General features: G+C 70.4%; 15 protein-coding genes and 2 pseudogenes. 4 read left to right on the forward strand and 13 right to left on the reverse strand.

What is annotated here, in order from left to right:
* Positions 1-9: 9 nt before the first annotated feature.
* The gene (gene mraZ, locus AC0L6Y_RS06665; protein ID WP_473549825.1) at positions 10-444 is read right to left on the reverse strand and encodes a division/cell wall cluster transcriptional repressor MraZ; all 435 of its coding nucleotides are present in this window, start codon (positions 442-444) and stop codon (positions 10-12) included.
* Between the two features lie 266 nt (positions 445-710).
* Positions 711-1,082 carry a DUF3040 domain-containing protein gene (locus AC0L6Y_RS06670; protein ID WP_473549828.1) on the reverse strand — a complete coding sequence of 124 codons (372 nt, stop codon included), beginning with the start codon at positions 1,080-1,082 and terminating at the stop codon, positions 711-713.
* A gap of 88 nt (positions 1,083-1,170) precedes the next feature.
* Here AC0L6Y_RS06670 and AC0L6Y_RS06675 point away from each other — a divergent pair, with 88 nt between their 5' ends.
* A complete protein-coding gene (locus AC0L6Y_RS06675; RefSeq protein ID WP_473549831.1) occupies positions 1,171-2,289 on the forward strand; it encodes a polyprenyl synthetase family protein in 1,119 nt (372 codons plus the stop codon).
* A gap of 68 nt (positions 2,290-2,357) precedes the next feature.
* Positions 2,358-3,338, forward strand: a complete 981-nt coding sequence (locus AC0L6Y_RS06680; protein WP_473549834.1) for a hypothetical protein — start codon at positions 2,358-2,360, stop codon at positions 3,336-3,338.
* A 2-nt stretch (positions 3,339-3,340) separates the two neighbouring features.
* On the opposite strand, the gene era is transcribed toward AC0L6Y_RS06680, so the two are convergent.
* From era to hrcA, 8 genes and pseudogenes are all read right to left on the reverse strand, one after another.
* The gene (gene era / locus AC0L6Y_RS06685) at positions 3,341-4,234 is read right to left on the reverse strand and encodes a GTPase Era (protein WP_473549838.1); all 894 of its coding nucleotides are present in this window, start codon (positions 4,232-4,234) and stop codon (positions 3,341-3,343) included.
* Entirely contained in the window at positions 4,231-5,535 is a 1,305-nt protein-coding gene (locus tag AC0L6Y_RS06690) for a hemolysin family protein (protein ID WP_473549841.1), read from the reverse strand. The genes era and AC0L6Y_RS06690 overlap by 4 nt, the downstream gene beginning before the upstream one ends.
* A complete protein-coding gene (gene ybeY / locus AC0L6Y_RS06695; protein WP_473549843.1) occupies positions 5,535-5,999 on the reverse strand; it encodes an rRNA maturation RNase YbeY in 465 nt (154 codons plus the stop codon). The genes AC0L6Y_RS06690 and ybeY overlap by 1 nt, the downstream gene beginning before the upstream one ends.
* On the reverse strand, positions 5,996-7,030 hold the full coding sequence (locus AC0L6Y_RS06700) for a PhoH family protein (protein ID WP_473558334.1): 1,035 nt from the start codon (positions 7,028-7,030) through the stop codon (positions 5,996-5,998). The genes ybeY and AC0L6Y_RS06700 overlap by 4 nt, the downstream gene beginning before the upstream one ends.
* A 70-nt stretch (positions 7,031-7,100) precedes the next feature.
* Positions 7,101-7,456: pseudogene (locus AC0L6Y_RS06705) on the reverse strand (histidine triad nucleotide-binding protein).
* Positions 7,457-7,479: 23 nt separating this feature from the next.
* A complete protein-coding gene (locus tag AC0L6Y_RS06710) occupies positions 7,480-8,220 on the reverse strand; it encodes a 16S rRNA (uracil(1498)-N(3))-methyltransferase (protein WP_473549847.1) in 741 nt (246 codons plus the stop codon).
* Positions 8,221-8,225: 5 nt separating this feature from the next.
* Positions 8,226-9,321, reverse strand: a pseudogene (gene dnaJ, locus AC0L6Y_RS06715) (molecular chaperone DnaJ).
* Positions 9,322-9,349: 28 nt separating this feature from the next.
* Entirely contained in the window at positions 9,350-10,372 is a 1,023-nt protein-coding gene (hrcA, locus tag AC0L6Y_RS06720; RefSeq protein WP_473549850.1) for a heat-inducible transcriptional repressor HrcA, read from the reverse strand.
* 227 nt (positions 10,373-10,599) lie between these two features.
* Between hrcA and AC0L6Y_RS06725 the strand changes: the two genes are divergently transcribed.
* Both AC0L6Y_RS06725 and AC0L6Y_RS06730 read left to right on the forward strand, forming a co-directional pair.
* Positions 10,600-10,983 (forward strand): DUF4870 domain-containing protein, encoded by a 384-nt coding sequence (locus tag AC0L6Y_RS06725; RefSeq protein ID WP_473549854.1) that lies wholly within the window; start codon positions 10,600-10,602, stop codon positions 10,981-10,983.
* 62 nt (positions 10,984-11,045) lie between these two features.
* Complete coding sequence (locus tag AC0L6Y_RS06730) at positions 11,046-11,423, forward strand: DUF4870 domain-containing protein (protein WP_473549857.1); 378 nt, start codon at positions 11,046-11,048, stop codon at positions 11,421-11,423.
* Between the two features lies 1 nt (position 11,424).
* Here the strand turns inward: AC0L6Y_RS06730 and AC0L6Y_RS06735 are convergent, their stop codons facing one another.
* Genes AC0L6Y_RS06735 through AC0L6Y_RS06745 form a run of 3 tightly spaced genes read right to left on the reverse strand, consistent with a single transcriptional unit; the run spans position 11,425 to position 14,772 of the window.
* Positions 11,425-12,852, reverse strand: coding sequence for an NAD-dependent succinate-semialdehyde dehydrogenase (locus AC0L6Y_RS06735; RefSeq protein ID WP_473549860.1), 1,428 nt, complete (start codon positions 12,850-12,852; stop codon positions 11,425-11,427).
* 10 nt (positions 12,853-12,862) lie between these two features.
* A complete protein-coding gene (gene hemW / locus AC0L6Y_RS06740; RefSeq protein ID WP_473549863.1) occupies positions 12,863-14,092 on the reverse strand; it encodes a radical SAM family heme chaperone HemW in 1,230 nt (409 codons plus the stop codon).
* The gene (locus AC0L6Y_RS06745) at positions 14,089-14,772 is read right to left on the reverse strand and encodes a DUF1990 family protein (protein ID WP_473549867.1); all 684 of its coding nucleotides are present in this window, start codon (positions 14,770-14,772) and stop codon (positions 14,089-14,091) included. The genes hemW and AC0L6Y_RS06745 overlap by 4 nt, the downstream gene beginning before the upstream one ends.
* Positions 14,773-14,781 lie beyond the last annotated feature (9 nt).

The raw sequence follows: 14,781 nt of genomic DNA on the forward strand, positions 1-14,781 counted from the left end.
GCCCAGGCGCTAGAAGAGGCCCGCAATCACCTCCCCGTCGGCGTCGGAGAATTCGGCTTCGGTGGCGCTGTAGTACTGGTTCCAGGCTTCGGTGTCCCAGATCTCGGCGCGCGTGCCGGCGCCGATCACGGTGAGCTCGCGATCGAGGTGCGCGTACTCGCGCAGCGCCGCGGGAATGGTGATGCGTCGCTGGGAGTCGGGGATCTCCTGGGCCGCGCCGCTCAGGAACAGGCGCAGGTAGTCGCGCCCCTTCTTGCCGAGCGCGGGCGCCTGGGCGCTCATCCGCTCGTGCAGGGCCTCGAACTCGCGCTGGCTGTAGACGTACACGCAGCCTTCCTGGCCGCGCGTCATCACCAGGCCGCCGGCGAACTCATCCCAGAACTTCGCCGGGAGGACGAGACGGCCCTTGTCGTCGAGCTTGGGGACGAATGTGCCAAGAAGCATGTGGGCCACCCCCTTCACTCTCCGGCCAGACGCAGGGTTTCCTCCACTTTACTCCACAGCACTCCACTCGTCTACGAAATTCGGCGATGAATGCGTAGCTGTCCTCAGGAATGCAGATAAATCGCTGATCAGAGGTGTGGAGGAGAGTGGAGGAAAGCGCGGCGCCCACGGCGCCAGCGCGCGCCGCGGGCACGAAAAAAGGGGCCGACCGAATGGTCGACCCCGAGTGAACGGCGCAGCTGAGGCGCCGTGGAGGAGAGTGGAGGCTAGCGGTCCCGCTCGTCGGTGCGGCGATCCCAGCGATCGTTGAGCGAATCCATGAAGCTCGTGCGCTCGGTGCGCGGAGCGGCACTGCGCCCCGACGGGAGCACGCGGAAGCGCAGCGGAGGCGTGATGGCGAAGACCGCGCCGCCGAACATCAGGGCGAACCCGAGAACGCCGACGATCGGCTGCTGCGCGATGACGCCCGTGAGCAGGAGCCCGAGCCCGAGCACGCCCGCGATCGCTCCGAGCAGGATGGCGGTGAAACTGGCGCGACCTCGAGGCGCTCCGACCGTCGTGACGTCGTCGGCCTCGTTGTGATAGAGGCTGCGTTCCATCTCGTCGAGGAGGCGCTGCTCCTGTTCGGAAAGTGGCATCTGCTGCTCCCTCGTGAACGACCGGTCATCGGTCGATCTCCTGCTGAAACTCCATTCTAAGCCTCCGCGCCACGGCTAGGCTAGGCGCGTGCCTGGGAGTCCGCGATTAGTCGATCTCGTCCACGATTGTCTCGTCGGCTTCCTCGATGAGCAGGACTCGGCGCTTCGGCGCATCTCCCCCGAACTCGCCGAGCTGACGACGGCGGCTCGCGAGTTCCTCGCCGGCGGCAAGCGGCTCCGCGCCCGGTTCTGCTACTGGGGCTGGGCGGCCGTCGCCATGCGAACCGACTCGCTCGACCCGGCCGACGAGTCCGCCGTCCACGACCGGCTCGACGCCGTCGTCGCGGCGGCCGCTGCCCTGGAGCTGTTCCACGCGGCGGCTCTCGCCCACGACGACATCATGGACAACTCGGACCTGCGCCGCGGGAAGCCGAGCCTGCACCGCCGCTTCGAGGCGTTCCACACCGAGTCCGGCTGGTCCGGCGACGCGGCCGGCTACGGCCGCGCGGCGGCGCTGCTGCTCGGCGACCTGCTGCTCGGCTGGAGCGACGACCTCTTCGAGCGCGGACTCACCGCGCTGCCCGCCTCGGCGGCGGCCGCGGCGCGCGCCGAATTCGCGACCATGCGCAGCGAGGTGACGCTCGGGCAGTACCTCGACATGCTCGACGAGGTCTCCTGGCGCGACCACGACGATCTCGAGGCGCTTGAGCGCGCGCATCGCGTCGTCGTCTACAAGTCGGCCAAGTACAGCGTCGAGGCGCCCCTCGCCCTCGGCGCCGCTCTGGCCGAGGGCTCCCTGGCGCAGGTGAGCGCGCTCCGTGACTTCGGCCTGCCGCTCGGCGTCGCGTTCCAGCTGCGCGACGACATCCTCGGCGTCTTCGGCGACGAGGCCAAGACCGGCAAGCCCGCCGGCGACGACCTGCGCGAGGGCAAGCGCACGATGCTGATCGCGCTGACCCGCAAGCAGCTGCCGAGCTCGACGCTGCGGATCTTCGACGAGCTCGTCGGCGACCCGGATCTCGCCCCGGATCAGATCGCGATGCTGCAGACCGCGGTGCGCGACTCCGGCGCGGTGGATCACGTCGAGCGCATGATCGCGCGCGAAGTCGGCGATGCGCTCGCCGCCCTCGACGACGCGCCCCTCGCGCGCGGCGCCCGGGAGGAGCTCCGGCAGCTCGCCGTGGCCGCCACCGATCGCGTCAGCTGAGCCCGACTCGACCGCACCGGCGAGGTACGCTCAGCGAGCAAGCGAACGCCATCAGGAGGATCCCCCGCATGCCCCGACGCCGCCGCATCCTGCCGGGTGCCTCCCTCGCCGCCGTCGTCGCCCTGCTGCTGGTGGGATGCGCGACGACGCCGGACGCCGTGGTGCTGGAGACGGGCGACTGCGTGGCCGAGGAGTTCAACCACCAGCCCGTGCGGGACACCGTCGTGGAGTGCCGCGAGCCGCACCGCTTCGACATCGTCGCGAGCCTCGGCGCCTGGCCGGGCGCCGAGGAGGCGATCGCCGCGAGCGACGCCGCGACCGTCTACGAGCGACTGCTGCTCGGCGATCCGAACGACGAGCTCGTCGTCGCGTTCACCGACTGGGCGATGCCGCAGTGCGAACGCGCGTTCCGCGCCATCACCGGCCTCTCGGGAGTCATGGTGGGCGAGCTCATCGGCGACGACCTCGCCCTCGAGGTGGCGTCTCCGACCTGGCTCGCCGCTTCGCTCGACACCGCCGCGCGATTCGGCCTCGACGACGACTCGGTCGTCTGCGCTGTCGGCTGGCTCGACGAGGCCGCGGAGCTTCGCACCGTGAGCTTCGAGTCCGGCGCCACGATCGCCGATCTGCTCACCGGGGCGATCCCGACCGAGCTCCGCGAGTGCTTCGAGCTGCTCGACGACGACCAGCGCACCCCGGTGACGTGCGAGAGCGCGCACACCGGCCAGTCGATCCTGCGCTTCGACGCGGGCGCGGCACTCGGCACCGACTGGGTCGAGGCGGTCGACCAGGTCACCGGGCAGCCGGCCGAGTACAGTGCGGCCGACGAGGTGTGCGCGACGCTGATCGGCCAGGTGCTGGCGGAGGGAGCGCTCGGCGACGAGGTCTCGGTGTGGGCGGACGTGTGGCCGACCGACGGCTGGGCCTTCTTCGACGGCTCCCGTGCCGACGGGGCGAGCTACCCGGTCGACTGCGCGGTCGTGGCGCCCCGCGGCGAGCACCTCACGGGCGACGCCTTCGCAGGTGCCGTCACGCTGACGACCGGCTGAGCTCAGAAGCCCAGGCGCCCGAGCTGCTTCGGGTCGCGCTGCCACTCCTTGGCGACCTTCACCCGCAGCGACAGGAACACCTGCGAGCCGATGAGCGGCTCGATCGCGGCGCGGGCTCGCGCGCCGACCTCCTGCAGACGCGCACCGCCCTTGCCGATGATGATGCCCTTCTGGCTGTCGCGCTCGACCCAGACGTTGGCGTAGATGTCGACCAGGTCCTTGTCGTCACGGTCGACGATGTCGTCGATCGTGACCGCGAGCGAGTGCGGCAGCTCATCGCTCACGCCCTCGAGCGCGGCCTCGCGGATGAGCTCCGCGATGCGCTTCTCGAGCGTCTCGTCGGTCGTGGTGTCGGCGTCGTACAGCGGCGGCGAGGTCGGCAGCAGTCCCAGCAGCTGGGAGTGCAGGATGTCGAGCTGCACGCGACTGTGCGCGGAGACCGGCACGATCGCCTCCCACTCGCGGAGCTCGCTCACCGCGACGAGCTGCTCGGCGACCTGGCTCTTGCTGGCCGAGTCGGTCTTCGTCACGATCGCGACCTTCTTCGCGCGCGGGAAGGCATCAAGCTGCTCGTTGATGAAACGATCCCCGGGTCCGATCCGGTCGCCCGCGGGAATGCAGAATCCGATCACGTCGACATCGCCGAGGGTGGCGGTCACAACGCTGTTGAGACGCTCGCCCAGCAGGGTGCGCGGGCGGTGGATGCCCGGCGTGTCGACGATGATGACCTGGCCGTCACGGGTGTGCACGATGCCGCGGATCGCGTGCCGCGTGGTCTGCGGCTTCGAGGAGGTGATCGCGACCTTCTCCCCCACGAGCGCGTTGGTCAGGGTCGACTTGCCCACGTTCGGCCGCCCCACGAAGGAGACGAACCCGGCACGGAAGTTCTCGGTCATCGGGTTCGCTCGCTCTTCTCGGGGGTGGGGGGCACAGGCGGGTCGAGCGTGGCGTCGCGCTGGGCGATGAGGGTGCGCAGCAGCTTTCGGCGACCCTCCACGCGCTCGGCGCGCAACGAGATCCCGGACACGACGGCGGAGGCCCCGCGCTCGGGAAGCCGCCCCAGCGCCTTCGTCAGCAGGCCACCGGCCGAGTCGACGTCGTCGTCGTCGAGCTCGACGCCGAAGAGCTCGCCCAGCTCGTCGGTGGGCAGCCGCGCGCTGATCCGGTAGACGCCGCCGCCGAGCGAGCTCGCGTCGGGGGTGTCACGGTCGTACTCGTCGGAGATCTCCCCGACGAGCTCCTCGATCAGGTCCTCCAGCGTCACGAGCCCGGCGATCCCGCCGTACTCGTCGAACACCATCGCGAGGTGGGTCGACTCCAGCTGCATCTGCCGGAGGGCGTCGTCGGCCTTCTTCGACTCCGGCACGAACAGCGCCTCGCGCGAGAGCTCCCGCGCGCGGACGTTCGCCGCGTCCAGGGGCTGCTCGTGGCTGTAGCGCGCGAGGTCGCGCAGGTAGAGGATGCCGACGACCTCGTCGACGTCGCCGCCGACCACCGGCATGCGCGAGACGCCCGAGGAGAGGAACAGGCTCATCGCGGCGGCGATCGACGCGTCCGCATCGATCGTCACCATGTCGGTGCGCGGAATCATGATCTCTCGCACCAGCGTGTCGTTGAAGGCGAAGATCGAGTGGATCAGCTCGCGGTCGCCCTCTTCGAGCACATCCGCCTCGGTCGCCTCGTCCACCATGCTGAGCAGCTGCTCCTCGCTGGAGAAGGTCACCGCCTTGGGCCGACCCGGCGTGACCCAGTTGCCGATCGCGACGAGCGCGTCGGCGAACGGGCCGAGGATCAGTCGGATGACGCGCACCGGCACGGCGGCGGCGCGCGCGATGGCGCGCGCGTGGGCGCGCCCGACCGAGCGCGGACTCGACCCCACCAGGACGAACGAGACCCCGGTCATGATGAGGGCCGCCACCAGCAGCGACCACCACCAGCGCTCGACGAAGATCGTCGCGAGCGAGAGCGTCACGAGGACCGCCGCCGTCGTCTCGGCCACGATGCGCATGAAGTTGGTGGCGTTCAGGTGCGCGCCGATGTCGGCGGCGATCGCCTGCAGCGAGCGGCGTGCCCGCGAGCGCTCGGCGAGCTCGCCCAGGTCGCCACGGCTGAGCACGCTCAGCGCCGCGTCGGCGGCCGCCAGGAATCCTCCGAACGCGACGAGCAGCACCGAGATCGCGACGAATGCGACGACCACTACGACCTCCGGCGTTCGGCGAGGGAGAAGCCGATGAGGATGTCGCGCTGGACGCCGAACATCTCCTTCTCCTCTTCCGGCTCCGCGTGATCGAAGCCGAGAAGGTGGAGGATGCCGTGCGCCGTCAGCAGGGTCATCTCCTCGATCGGCGAATGACCGGCCTCCTCGGCCTGCGCGATCGCCACCTGCGGGCAGATCACCAGATCGCCGAGCAGCCCGGGCGGCGTGATGTCGTCATCCGATCCCGGGCGCAGCTCGTCCATCGGGAAGCTCAGCACGTCGGTCGGTCCGGGCTCGTCCATCCACTGCACGTGAAGCTGCTCCATGGCGGCCTCGTCGACGAAGAGGATCGCCAGCTCGGCATCGGCGTGCACGCGCACGTGATCGAGCGCGAAGCTCGCCAGACGCTGGATCGCGGCCTCGTCGACCTCGATGCCCGACTCGTTGTTGATCTCGATGCTCACGAGCGTCGACGTCCTTTGTGCTCATGCCCGCGGGCGGTGGAATCGGCGGCGCGGCCGCGGCGTGCGGCGCGGTTGACGCCGTCCGGGTCGCCGCCGAGCTCGCGCGCGTGCTGGCGCGCCTGCTGCTCAGCGTCGTAGCGCGTGTAGGCGTCGACGATGCGTCCCACGAGCGAGTGGCGCACGACATCGTCGCTGGTCAGCCGGGCGAAGTAGATGTCGTCGACGCCGTCGAGGATGTGGGACACCAGCTGGAGGCCGCTCGCGCCGAGCGGCAGATCCACCTGGGTGATGTCGCCGGTGACGACCATCCGGGTGCCGAAACCGAGACGCGTGAGGAACATCTTCATCTGCTCGGGCGTGGTGTTCTGCGCCTCGTCGAGCACGACGAAGGAGTTGTTGAGCGTCCGCCCGCGCATGTACGCCAGCGGCGCGACCTCGACGGTTCCGGTCGCCAGGAGCTTGGGAACGATCTCCGGATCCATCATCTCGTTGAGCGCGTCGTACAGCGGCCGCAGGTACGGGTCGATCTTGTCGGTCAGGGTGCCCGGCAGGAACCCCAGCCGCTCGCCCGCCTCGATCGCGGGCCGGCTCAGGATGATGCGGTCGACCTCCTTGCGCTGCAGCGCCTGGACGGCCTTCGCCATCGCGAGGTAGGTCTTGCCCGTTCCGGCGGGGCCGATCCCGAAGGTCACCGTGTGGTGATCCATCGCGTCGACGTACGCCTTCTGCCCGAGCGTCTTCGGGCGGATGCTCTTGCCCCGCGCCGAGATGATCGCCTGGCTCAGCACCTCGGCGGGCGTCGTCTCGCCGCGCTCCAGGATGCGGGCCGAGGTCGAGACATCGCTCGGGCCGAGATCCACGCCGTCGCGCACCATCGTGACGAGCTCGCGCACGAGACGCTCGGCAGCCGCGACCTGGCTCGGCTCGCCGTCGAGGGCGACCCGGTTGCCGCGCACATGCACCTCGACGCCGGGGAACTCGTGCTCGAGACGGGTCAGCAGCCGATCCTGCGGGCCGAGCAGCCGGACCATCGCGAGACCGTCGACCTCGAGTTCGGCATGCCCGAGCGCGCTCTCGAGGGGCGCATCGGGCGGGGTCGGGTCATTCGGCGCCAAGGCTGCCTTCCGGGAGGGTGCCGCCCAGGACGTGGGCGTGCACGTGGAATACGGTCTGACCGGCGGCGGCGCCGGTGTTGAAGATCAACCGGAACTCGCCGCCGCAGTGCTCGGCCGCGAGCTGCCCCGCGACCGCGACGATCTCGGCGAGCAGCTCGGGCTGCCGGCCGCGAGCTCCACGACGTTCGCGAACTCGGCGGTCTTCGGCACCACCAGCAGATGCACGGGAGCCTTCGGCGCGATGTCGCGGAACGCGATGACGCGCTCGTTCTCGAAGACGATGTCAGCGGGAATCTCACGCGCGACGATGCGCTCGAAGATCGTCGGCTCGGCGGTGCTCATGTTCCCATCTTAAGCGGCTCGCGCTACCAGCGCCCGAGCCGTGCATTCAGCACCGCCAGCGCCGCGGGCCCCGCCGTCGAGGTGCGCAGGATCTCGGCGCCGAGCCGCACCCGCCGCGCGCCGGCCGCCTCCAGGCTGGCCAGTTCCGCGGGCGAGATGCCGCCCTCGGGTCCCACCACCAGCGTGATCCGGTCGAGGTGCGCCACCTCCACCTCGCCGATGCCGATCTCGGCGGTCGGATCCAGCACCAGAGCGATCTCGTGCTCGGAGGAGTGCGCCGTCAGGTCGCGCGTCGCGGCGAGCGGGGCGACCTCGGGCACCCGCGCCCGGATCGCCTGCTTGCTCGCCTCGCGCACGATCGTCTCCCAGCGCGCGCGCCCCTTCTCGACCTTCGGGCCCGACCAGCGCGACACGGAGCGCTCGGCCGCCCACGGGATCACCCCGGAGACGCCGAGCTCGGTCGCGGCCTGGATGGCGAGCTCGTCGCGATCGCCCTTCGCGAGCGCCTGGGCGAGCCAGAGCGCGGGACGCGGCGCGTCGTCGGTGCGCACGACCTCGACCCGCACGAGCACCTCGCCGGGAGCCACCTGCTCGACCTCACCGCTGGCGATCGTGCCCGCGCCGTCGCCGACCGAGATGTGCTCGCCCACACGCACCCGGGAGACCTGGGCCGCGTGCCGCGCCTCGTCCCCTGTCAGCCGGACCCGCCCCGCGGCGACGCCCTCGGCGAGCTCGGCCGGAGTCGTGAGGTACAGCGACGCCATGACGCTCAGCCCAGGAAGCGATCGCGCAGCTTGGCGAAGATGCCCTGCTGGAAGGTTGAGAACTCGGGCGGCACGGGGCGTCGGCTCTGCGCGAACTGCTTCATGAGCTGCTGCTCCTTGCTGTTCAGGCGCACCGGCGTCACCACCTGGATGCCGACCTTCAGATCTCCGCGGCCGCCGCCGCGCAGCCGCGTCACTCCGCGCTCCTTCACCGTGATGACGTCGGCGCTCTGCGTGCCGGGCTTCACCTCGATCTCGACGTCGCCGTCGAGCGCGGCGAGGGTCACGGTCGTGCCGAGCACGGCATCCGTCATCTGCACCTCGAGCGTGGCGAGCAGGTCGTCGCCGTTGCGACTGAAGGTGTCATCGTGCTTGACCTTGACCTCCAGATACAGGTCGCCGTTCGGGCCGCTCGCGGGGCCGGCCTCGCCCTCCCCCGCCAGGTGCAGGCGCATGCCGGTGTCGACGCCGGCCGGCACGTCGATCGTGACGGTGCGCTTGGCGCGCACGCGTCCCTGACCGGCGCAGGTCGGGCACGGGTTCGGGATGATCGTGCCGTAGCCGCGGCAGGTGCCGCACGGGCTCGAGGTCATCACGTTGCCGAGCAGCGAGCGCATGGTGCGCTGGATCTGGCCGGTGCCGCGACAGATGTCGCAGGTGATCGGCGAGGTGCCCGGCGCGCAGCACGAGCCCTCGCACGTCGCGCACAGGATGGCGGTGTCGACATCGATCTCGCGGGCGGTGCCGAAGATCACCTCGTCGAGCGAGACGTTCGATCCGCAGCAGCGCATCCTGTCCGCGCTCCCGGCGCGAGCGCGGGCCGGAGCGGGCCTGGGACGCGCCGAAGAACGAGTCGAAGATGTCGCCGAAGCCGAAGTTCCCGCCGCCGAACCCTGCCTGCGGGCCGAGGTCGTAGCGCTCGCGCTGGTCCGGGTCGCTCAGCACGTCGTAGGCGTGCGTGACGAGCTTGAAGCGCTCCGCCGCATCCGCGCTCGGGTTCACGTCCGGGTGGAGTTCGCGCGCCAGCCGGCGGTACGCCTTCTTGATCTCCTCGGGCGTCGCCGTGCGCTCGAGGCCCAAGACCTCATAGTGGTCAGTCAAACCAGGTAATCCTTAGGGTGTCGAATGATCAGTCTTCACCGAGCAGTCGCGTCAGATAGCGGGCTACCGCCCGCACCGCCGCGATGTTGCTCGAGTAGTCCATGCGGGTGGGGCCGAGGAGCCCCACATGGGCGGTGCTTCCGCCCGTCGCCGTGTAGCCGGTGGCGAGCACGCTCGTCTCGCCGAGGCCGAAGGTGTCGTTCTCACGCCCGATGCTGACGCGAACTCCGTCGTGCTCCAACTGCATCTCGCCGAACAGCCGCAGCAGCGTCACCTGCTCCTCAATCGCGTCGAACACCGAGGAGATGCTGCCGGTGAAGTCGCGCTCGGTGCGCGCGAGGTTCGCGGCGCCGGCCATCACGAGGCGGTCCTGGCGGTTCGCCGCCACCTGCTCGCCGAGGCTCTCGGCGAGCTTCTCGGCCAGCGCGCGGTGCTCCGGCGCGACGGCCCCCGCGATGTCGGCGAGCCGGGTCGCCGCCTCCGCGAGCGCCAGCCCGCCCAGCTCGCCGTTGAAGCGCGCGCGCAGGTCGGCCACCGCATCGTCGGTCAGTGTCGTGCCGGTCTCGACGAGCCGCTGGTCGACGCGTCCGGTGTCGGTGATCAGCACCGTCATCAGGCGCGACGGGGCCAGCACCACGAACTCGATGTGGCGCACCCGCGCCGTGCCGAAGCTCGGGTACTGGGCCAGCGCCACCTGGTTGGTGAGCTGGGAGAGCATCCGCACGGTGCGCGCCAGCACGTCGTCGAAGTCGACCGCCTCGCCGAGGAAGGTCTCGATCGCGGTGCGCTGCGCCGCACTCAGCGGCCGCAGGTCGCTCAGCTGATCGACGAAGACGCGGTAGCCCTTGTCGGTCGGCACGCGACCCGAGGAGGTGTGCGGCGCCGTGATGAGCTCTTCTTCTTCGAGCAGCGCCATGTCGTTGCGAATCGTGGCGGCGGACACCCCGAAGGAGTGCCGGTCGACGATCGACTTCGAGCCGACGGGCTCACGGGAGGCGACGTAGTCCTGCACGATGACGCGAAGCACTTCCAGACCGCGCTCGGAAACCATGACGACACCGCCTCTCGACCGCGGACCCGCTCGCCCGCCTTTAGCACTCCGGCAACTTGACTGCCAATTGTAGCGCGAGCGGGTGTGGCTAAACCGTTGCACGCGCCCGCACCGACCGATACCGTGGCCGTGTGCTCACGATGGCCGTTTGCCATGGTGGGTTGATGGGTCCGTCGTCGCGAGACGTCGGATCGAGACCAGACACCTTCGAAAGGTATGCAAAGACCATGACTGAATCCGCACCCGCAGCGGCGGCACCTCTCTCGGAGTCCGACGACAAGCTCTGGGCGTCGCTGGCGCACTTCGGCGGCATCCTCTCCTTCCTCGCGCCCCTCCTGATCTGGCTGATCCTCAAGGACCGCGGAGCGAAGGTGAACGTCGAGGCCAAGGAGTCCCTGAACTTCCAGATCACGGTCGCGATCGCGCACGTCGCGAACTTCATCATCGGGCTGATCCTCACCGCCGTGACCTTCGGCCTGTGGGGCATCGTGCAGACCCTCATCTGGCTGGCCATCGTCGTGGTCACCGTCATCTTCTGCGTCATGGGCGGCATCAAGGTCAACAACGGCGGCTCGTACCGCTACCCGTTCGCCTTCCGCTTCATCAAGTAAGCGCACCGCGCACCACCGCAAGCCGAGCCCTTCGGGGCTCGGCTTGCTGGTTTAATGGCGCCATGACCGAGCAGACTCCGCCCCCCGTCAACCCCTACGCCGCGGCGCCGTCCCCGCTGAGCCCGTCCGATGAGCGCCTCTGGGCGACGCTCATCCACGTGGGCGGAATCTTCTTCGGCTTCCTCGTGCCGCTCATCGGCTACCTGGTCCTCAAGGACCGCGGCCCGCTCGTGCGCCAGCACTCCGCGACCGCCCTCAACTTCCAGCTGACCGTGCTGATCGGCTACGTCGCGTCGTGGATCCTGATGTTCGTGCTGATCGGCTTCGTGACCTACTTGGCCGTCTGGGTGTACTCGATCGTGTTCGCGATCATCGCCGCCGTCGCGGCGAACAAGGGCGAGGGCTACAAGTACCCGCTCGCCATCCCGTTCATCAACTGAGTCAGAGCTCGACGCCGAGGTACTTCTCCTCGAGGAACTCGAGGATGCCCTCGCTCGCTCCCTCGCGTCCGAGGCCGGACTGCTTCATGCCGCCGAACGGCGCCGCCGGGTCGCTGATCACGGGTCGGTTGACCGCAACCATGCCCGCGTCGATCCGGCGCGCCACGCGCAGCGCTTCGCCCTTCTCGCCGTAGACGTAGGCGATGAGGCCGAAGATGGTGTCGTTGGCCATGCGGATCGCGTCGTCGACGTCGTCGAAGACGACGATCGCGGTCACGGGCCCGAAGATCTCGGTCGCGTTGATCGTGGCGCCGTGCTCGACGCCGGTGAGCACGGTGGGCGGGTAGAAGGCGCCCTGCGCGCTCTTCTCACCGCCGATCTCGAGGCGCGCGCCCTCGGCCACCGCGGTGTCGACGAGGTCGGCGACCTTGTCGCGCTCCCCCACCGACACGAGCGCGCCGAGCTGGTTGTCGCGATCGAGACCCGACCCGACCTTGAAGGCGCCGAGCTTCTCGCTCATCGCGCGGGCGAAGTCGTCGTGCAGCGAGCGGTGCACGTAGAAGCGGTTCGCGCTCGTGCACGCCGAGCCGCCGTTGCGCATCTTGGCGATGAGGGCGCCCTCGACCGCGGCGTCGAGATCGGCGCCGGGGAGAACGAGGAACGGGGCGTTGCCGCCGAGCTCCATGCTGGTGCTGAGCACGGTGTCCGCCGCCTCGTGAAGCAGCTGGCGGCCGACCTCGGTCGAGCCGGTGAACGAGAGCTTCCGCACGGCCGGGTGGTGCAGCATCGCGCTCACCGCGGGGCCGGTCGGCCGCGGCGTGACCAGGTTCACCACTCCCGCCGGGACCCCGGCGCGACGCAGCACCTCGACGACGTAGGCGGAGGTGAGCGGGGTCTCGCTCGCGGGCTTCAGCACGACGGTGCAGCCCGCCGCCAGCGCCGGGGCGAGCTTGCGCGTCGCCATCGCCGCGGGGAAGTTCCACGGCGTCACGAGAACCGAGACCCCGATCGGCTGGTGGTCGACGATGATGTGCTTGTCGCCGGCCGGCGCCAGGCGGAAGTCGCCGCGCACCCGCACGGCCTCTTCGCTGAACCAGCGGAAGAACTCGGTGGCGTAGCCCGCCTCGGCCATCGCGTCGGGCCAGGCCTTGCCGTTCTCGAGCACCATCAGCTCGGCGAGGGTCTCCTTCTCGGCGGTGAGGATCTCGAAGGCACGACGCAGGATCTCGGCGCGCACGCGCGGGGCGGTCGCGGCCCACTCCGGGAAGGCGCGCTCGGCGGCATCGACGGCGTCGATGCAGTCATCGATCGTCGCCACCGCGAACTCGGCGAGCGTGTTCCCGGTCGCCGGATCGGTGACCCCGAACCGCTCTCCCTCGGCGCCCGCGCGCCACTCGCCGTCGATGAACAGATCCGTGAAGAACTCCATGAGATGAAATCTAGTCCGGCAGAAGGCGTCGGACGACCGCATCCGCGAGGAGCCGTCCGCGCACGGTCAGCACCAGTCGTCCCGCGAGAGCCGCACGCCCGTCGACGAGCCCGTCGGCGATCAGCCCGGCGACCGCCGTGCGCCCCTCGGCGTCGAGCAGCTCCGTCGCAAGACCGCTTCGGAGCCGGCTCTGCAGCAGCACGCTCTCCACCCGCCGCGTCTCGTCGTCAAGGGCCTCGCGGCCGGCCGCCGGCGAATCCCCCGCGGCGAGACGCTGCGCGTAGCCCGCGGGGTGCTTGACGTTCCACCAGCGCACGCCGCCGACGTGGCTGTGCGCGCCGGGCCCGATTCCCCACCAGTCCTGACCCGTCCAGTAGGCGAGGTTGTGCCGCGAGCGCTGGGCGGGCGTGCGCGCCCAGTTGCTGAGCTCGTACCAGTCGTAGCCCGCCGCCGTCAGCCGCGCCTCGGCGAGCTCGTACATGTCCGCGTGCAGCTCGTCGTCGGGCTGAGCCACCTCACCGCGCGCGATCTGGCGCGCGAGCTTCGTGCCGGTCTCCACGATGAGGGCGTAGGCCGAGAGGTGATCGGGCTCCTGGGCGAGCGCCAGGTCGAGCGACGCGCTCCAGTCGTCGAGCGACTCCCCCGGCGTGCCGTAGATCAGGTCGAGGCTGGTGGCGAGCCCGGCCTCCTTCGCCCACCGCACGACCAGCGGCACGCGCGCGGGATCGTGGGTGCGCTCGAGCGTGGCCAGCACGTGCGGCACGGCGGACTGCATGCCGAACGACACGCGGGTGAACCCGGCGTCCGCGAGTTCGAACAGCGCGTCGCGGTCGACCGAGTCGGGGTTCGCCTCGGTCGTGACCTCGGCGTCGGCGGTCACGCCCCACGCCTGCCGCACGCCGTCGAGCATGCGCGCCAGGTCGGAGATGGGCAGCAGGGTGGGCGTGCCGCCGCCGAAGAACACGGTCGAGGCCGGGCGGCCGCCGACCGCCGCCTCGTCGAGCACGCGCCGCGCCAGCCCGATCTCGTCGAGGGCCTGACCTGCGTAGTCGCTCTGCTTGACGCCGCGGACCTCGTCGGCCGTATAGGTGTTGAAGTCGCAGTAGCCGCAGCGCACGCGGCAGAACGGCACGTGCAGATAGACCCCGAAATCGCGCTCCGCGGCGCCGCCGGCGACGGAAGCTGGCAGCCGCCCATCCGTCGGTGCGGGGTCGCCGAGGGGCAGCGCGGACGGGCTCACCGCTCGTCCGCGATCGGACCGGTGAGGGCGCGCTCGTAGCGACGCGTGATGATCGCCTGGGTGAGCCGCGAGATCGGGTAGCCGAGCCAGTAAAGCCAGCCCGAGGGCCGCGAGAACGCGCGGATCGTGAGCCACACCGAGTCGTCGGGGCGATGCTCCACGATGAACGCCTCCTCGCCGCGGGCGGGGTGCCCGGGAAGGGTGCCGTAGGCGAAGCCCTTGCGCGCGGGCTCGTCGACGACGTAGACCACACGGCACGGCACGTTGACGGGCCAGAGCAGGAGCCGCAGCAGCGCGGTGTCTCCCGAGCGCAGCAGCGGCTCGCCCTCCGGCGAGAACACCTGCTCGCCGTCGGCGGCGAGGGTCGCTGGCTCGATCGGCGTGCCGTCGGGCTCGAAGCTGACCGGGGTGTAGCTCGCATCCGTCACCTCGGGCGGGGCGTCGATCACCCGGACACGGAATCCGGAGCGCCGCTGGATGCCCCAGGTCAGCGTCTGCATCCAGGCATGCTCGAAGCGCTCCGCGCCGTGCCCGAGGCGAACGCGACGCTCGATCGGGCGATAGCCCTTCGGCGGGTAGCGCATCAGATCGGCCGCCTGCGTGCCGCCGACAGCCCCGTACGTGACGGGGACGAGCCAGAGCGGCGTCTCCGAGTTCGGGGCGGGGTGCGATGCGGGCATCCGACCATT

The organism is Pseudolysinimonas sp. 10J20-29 (assembly GCF_055809595.1).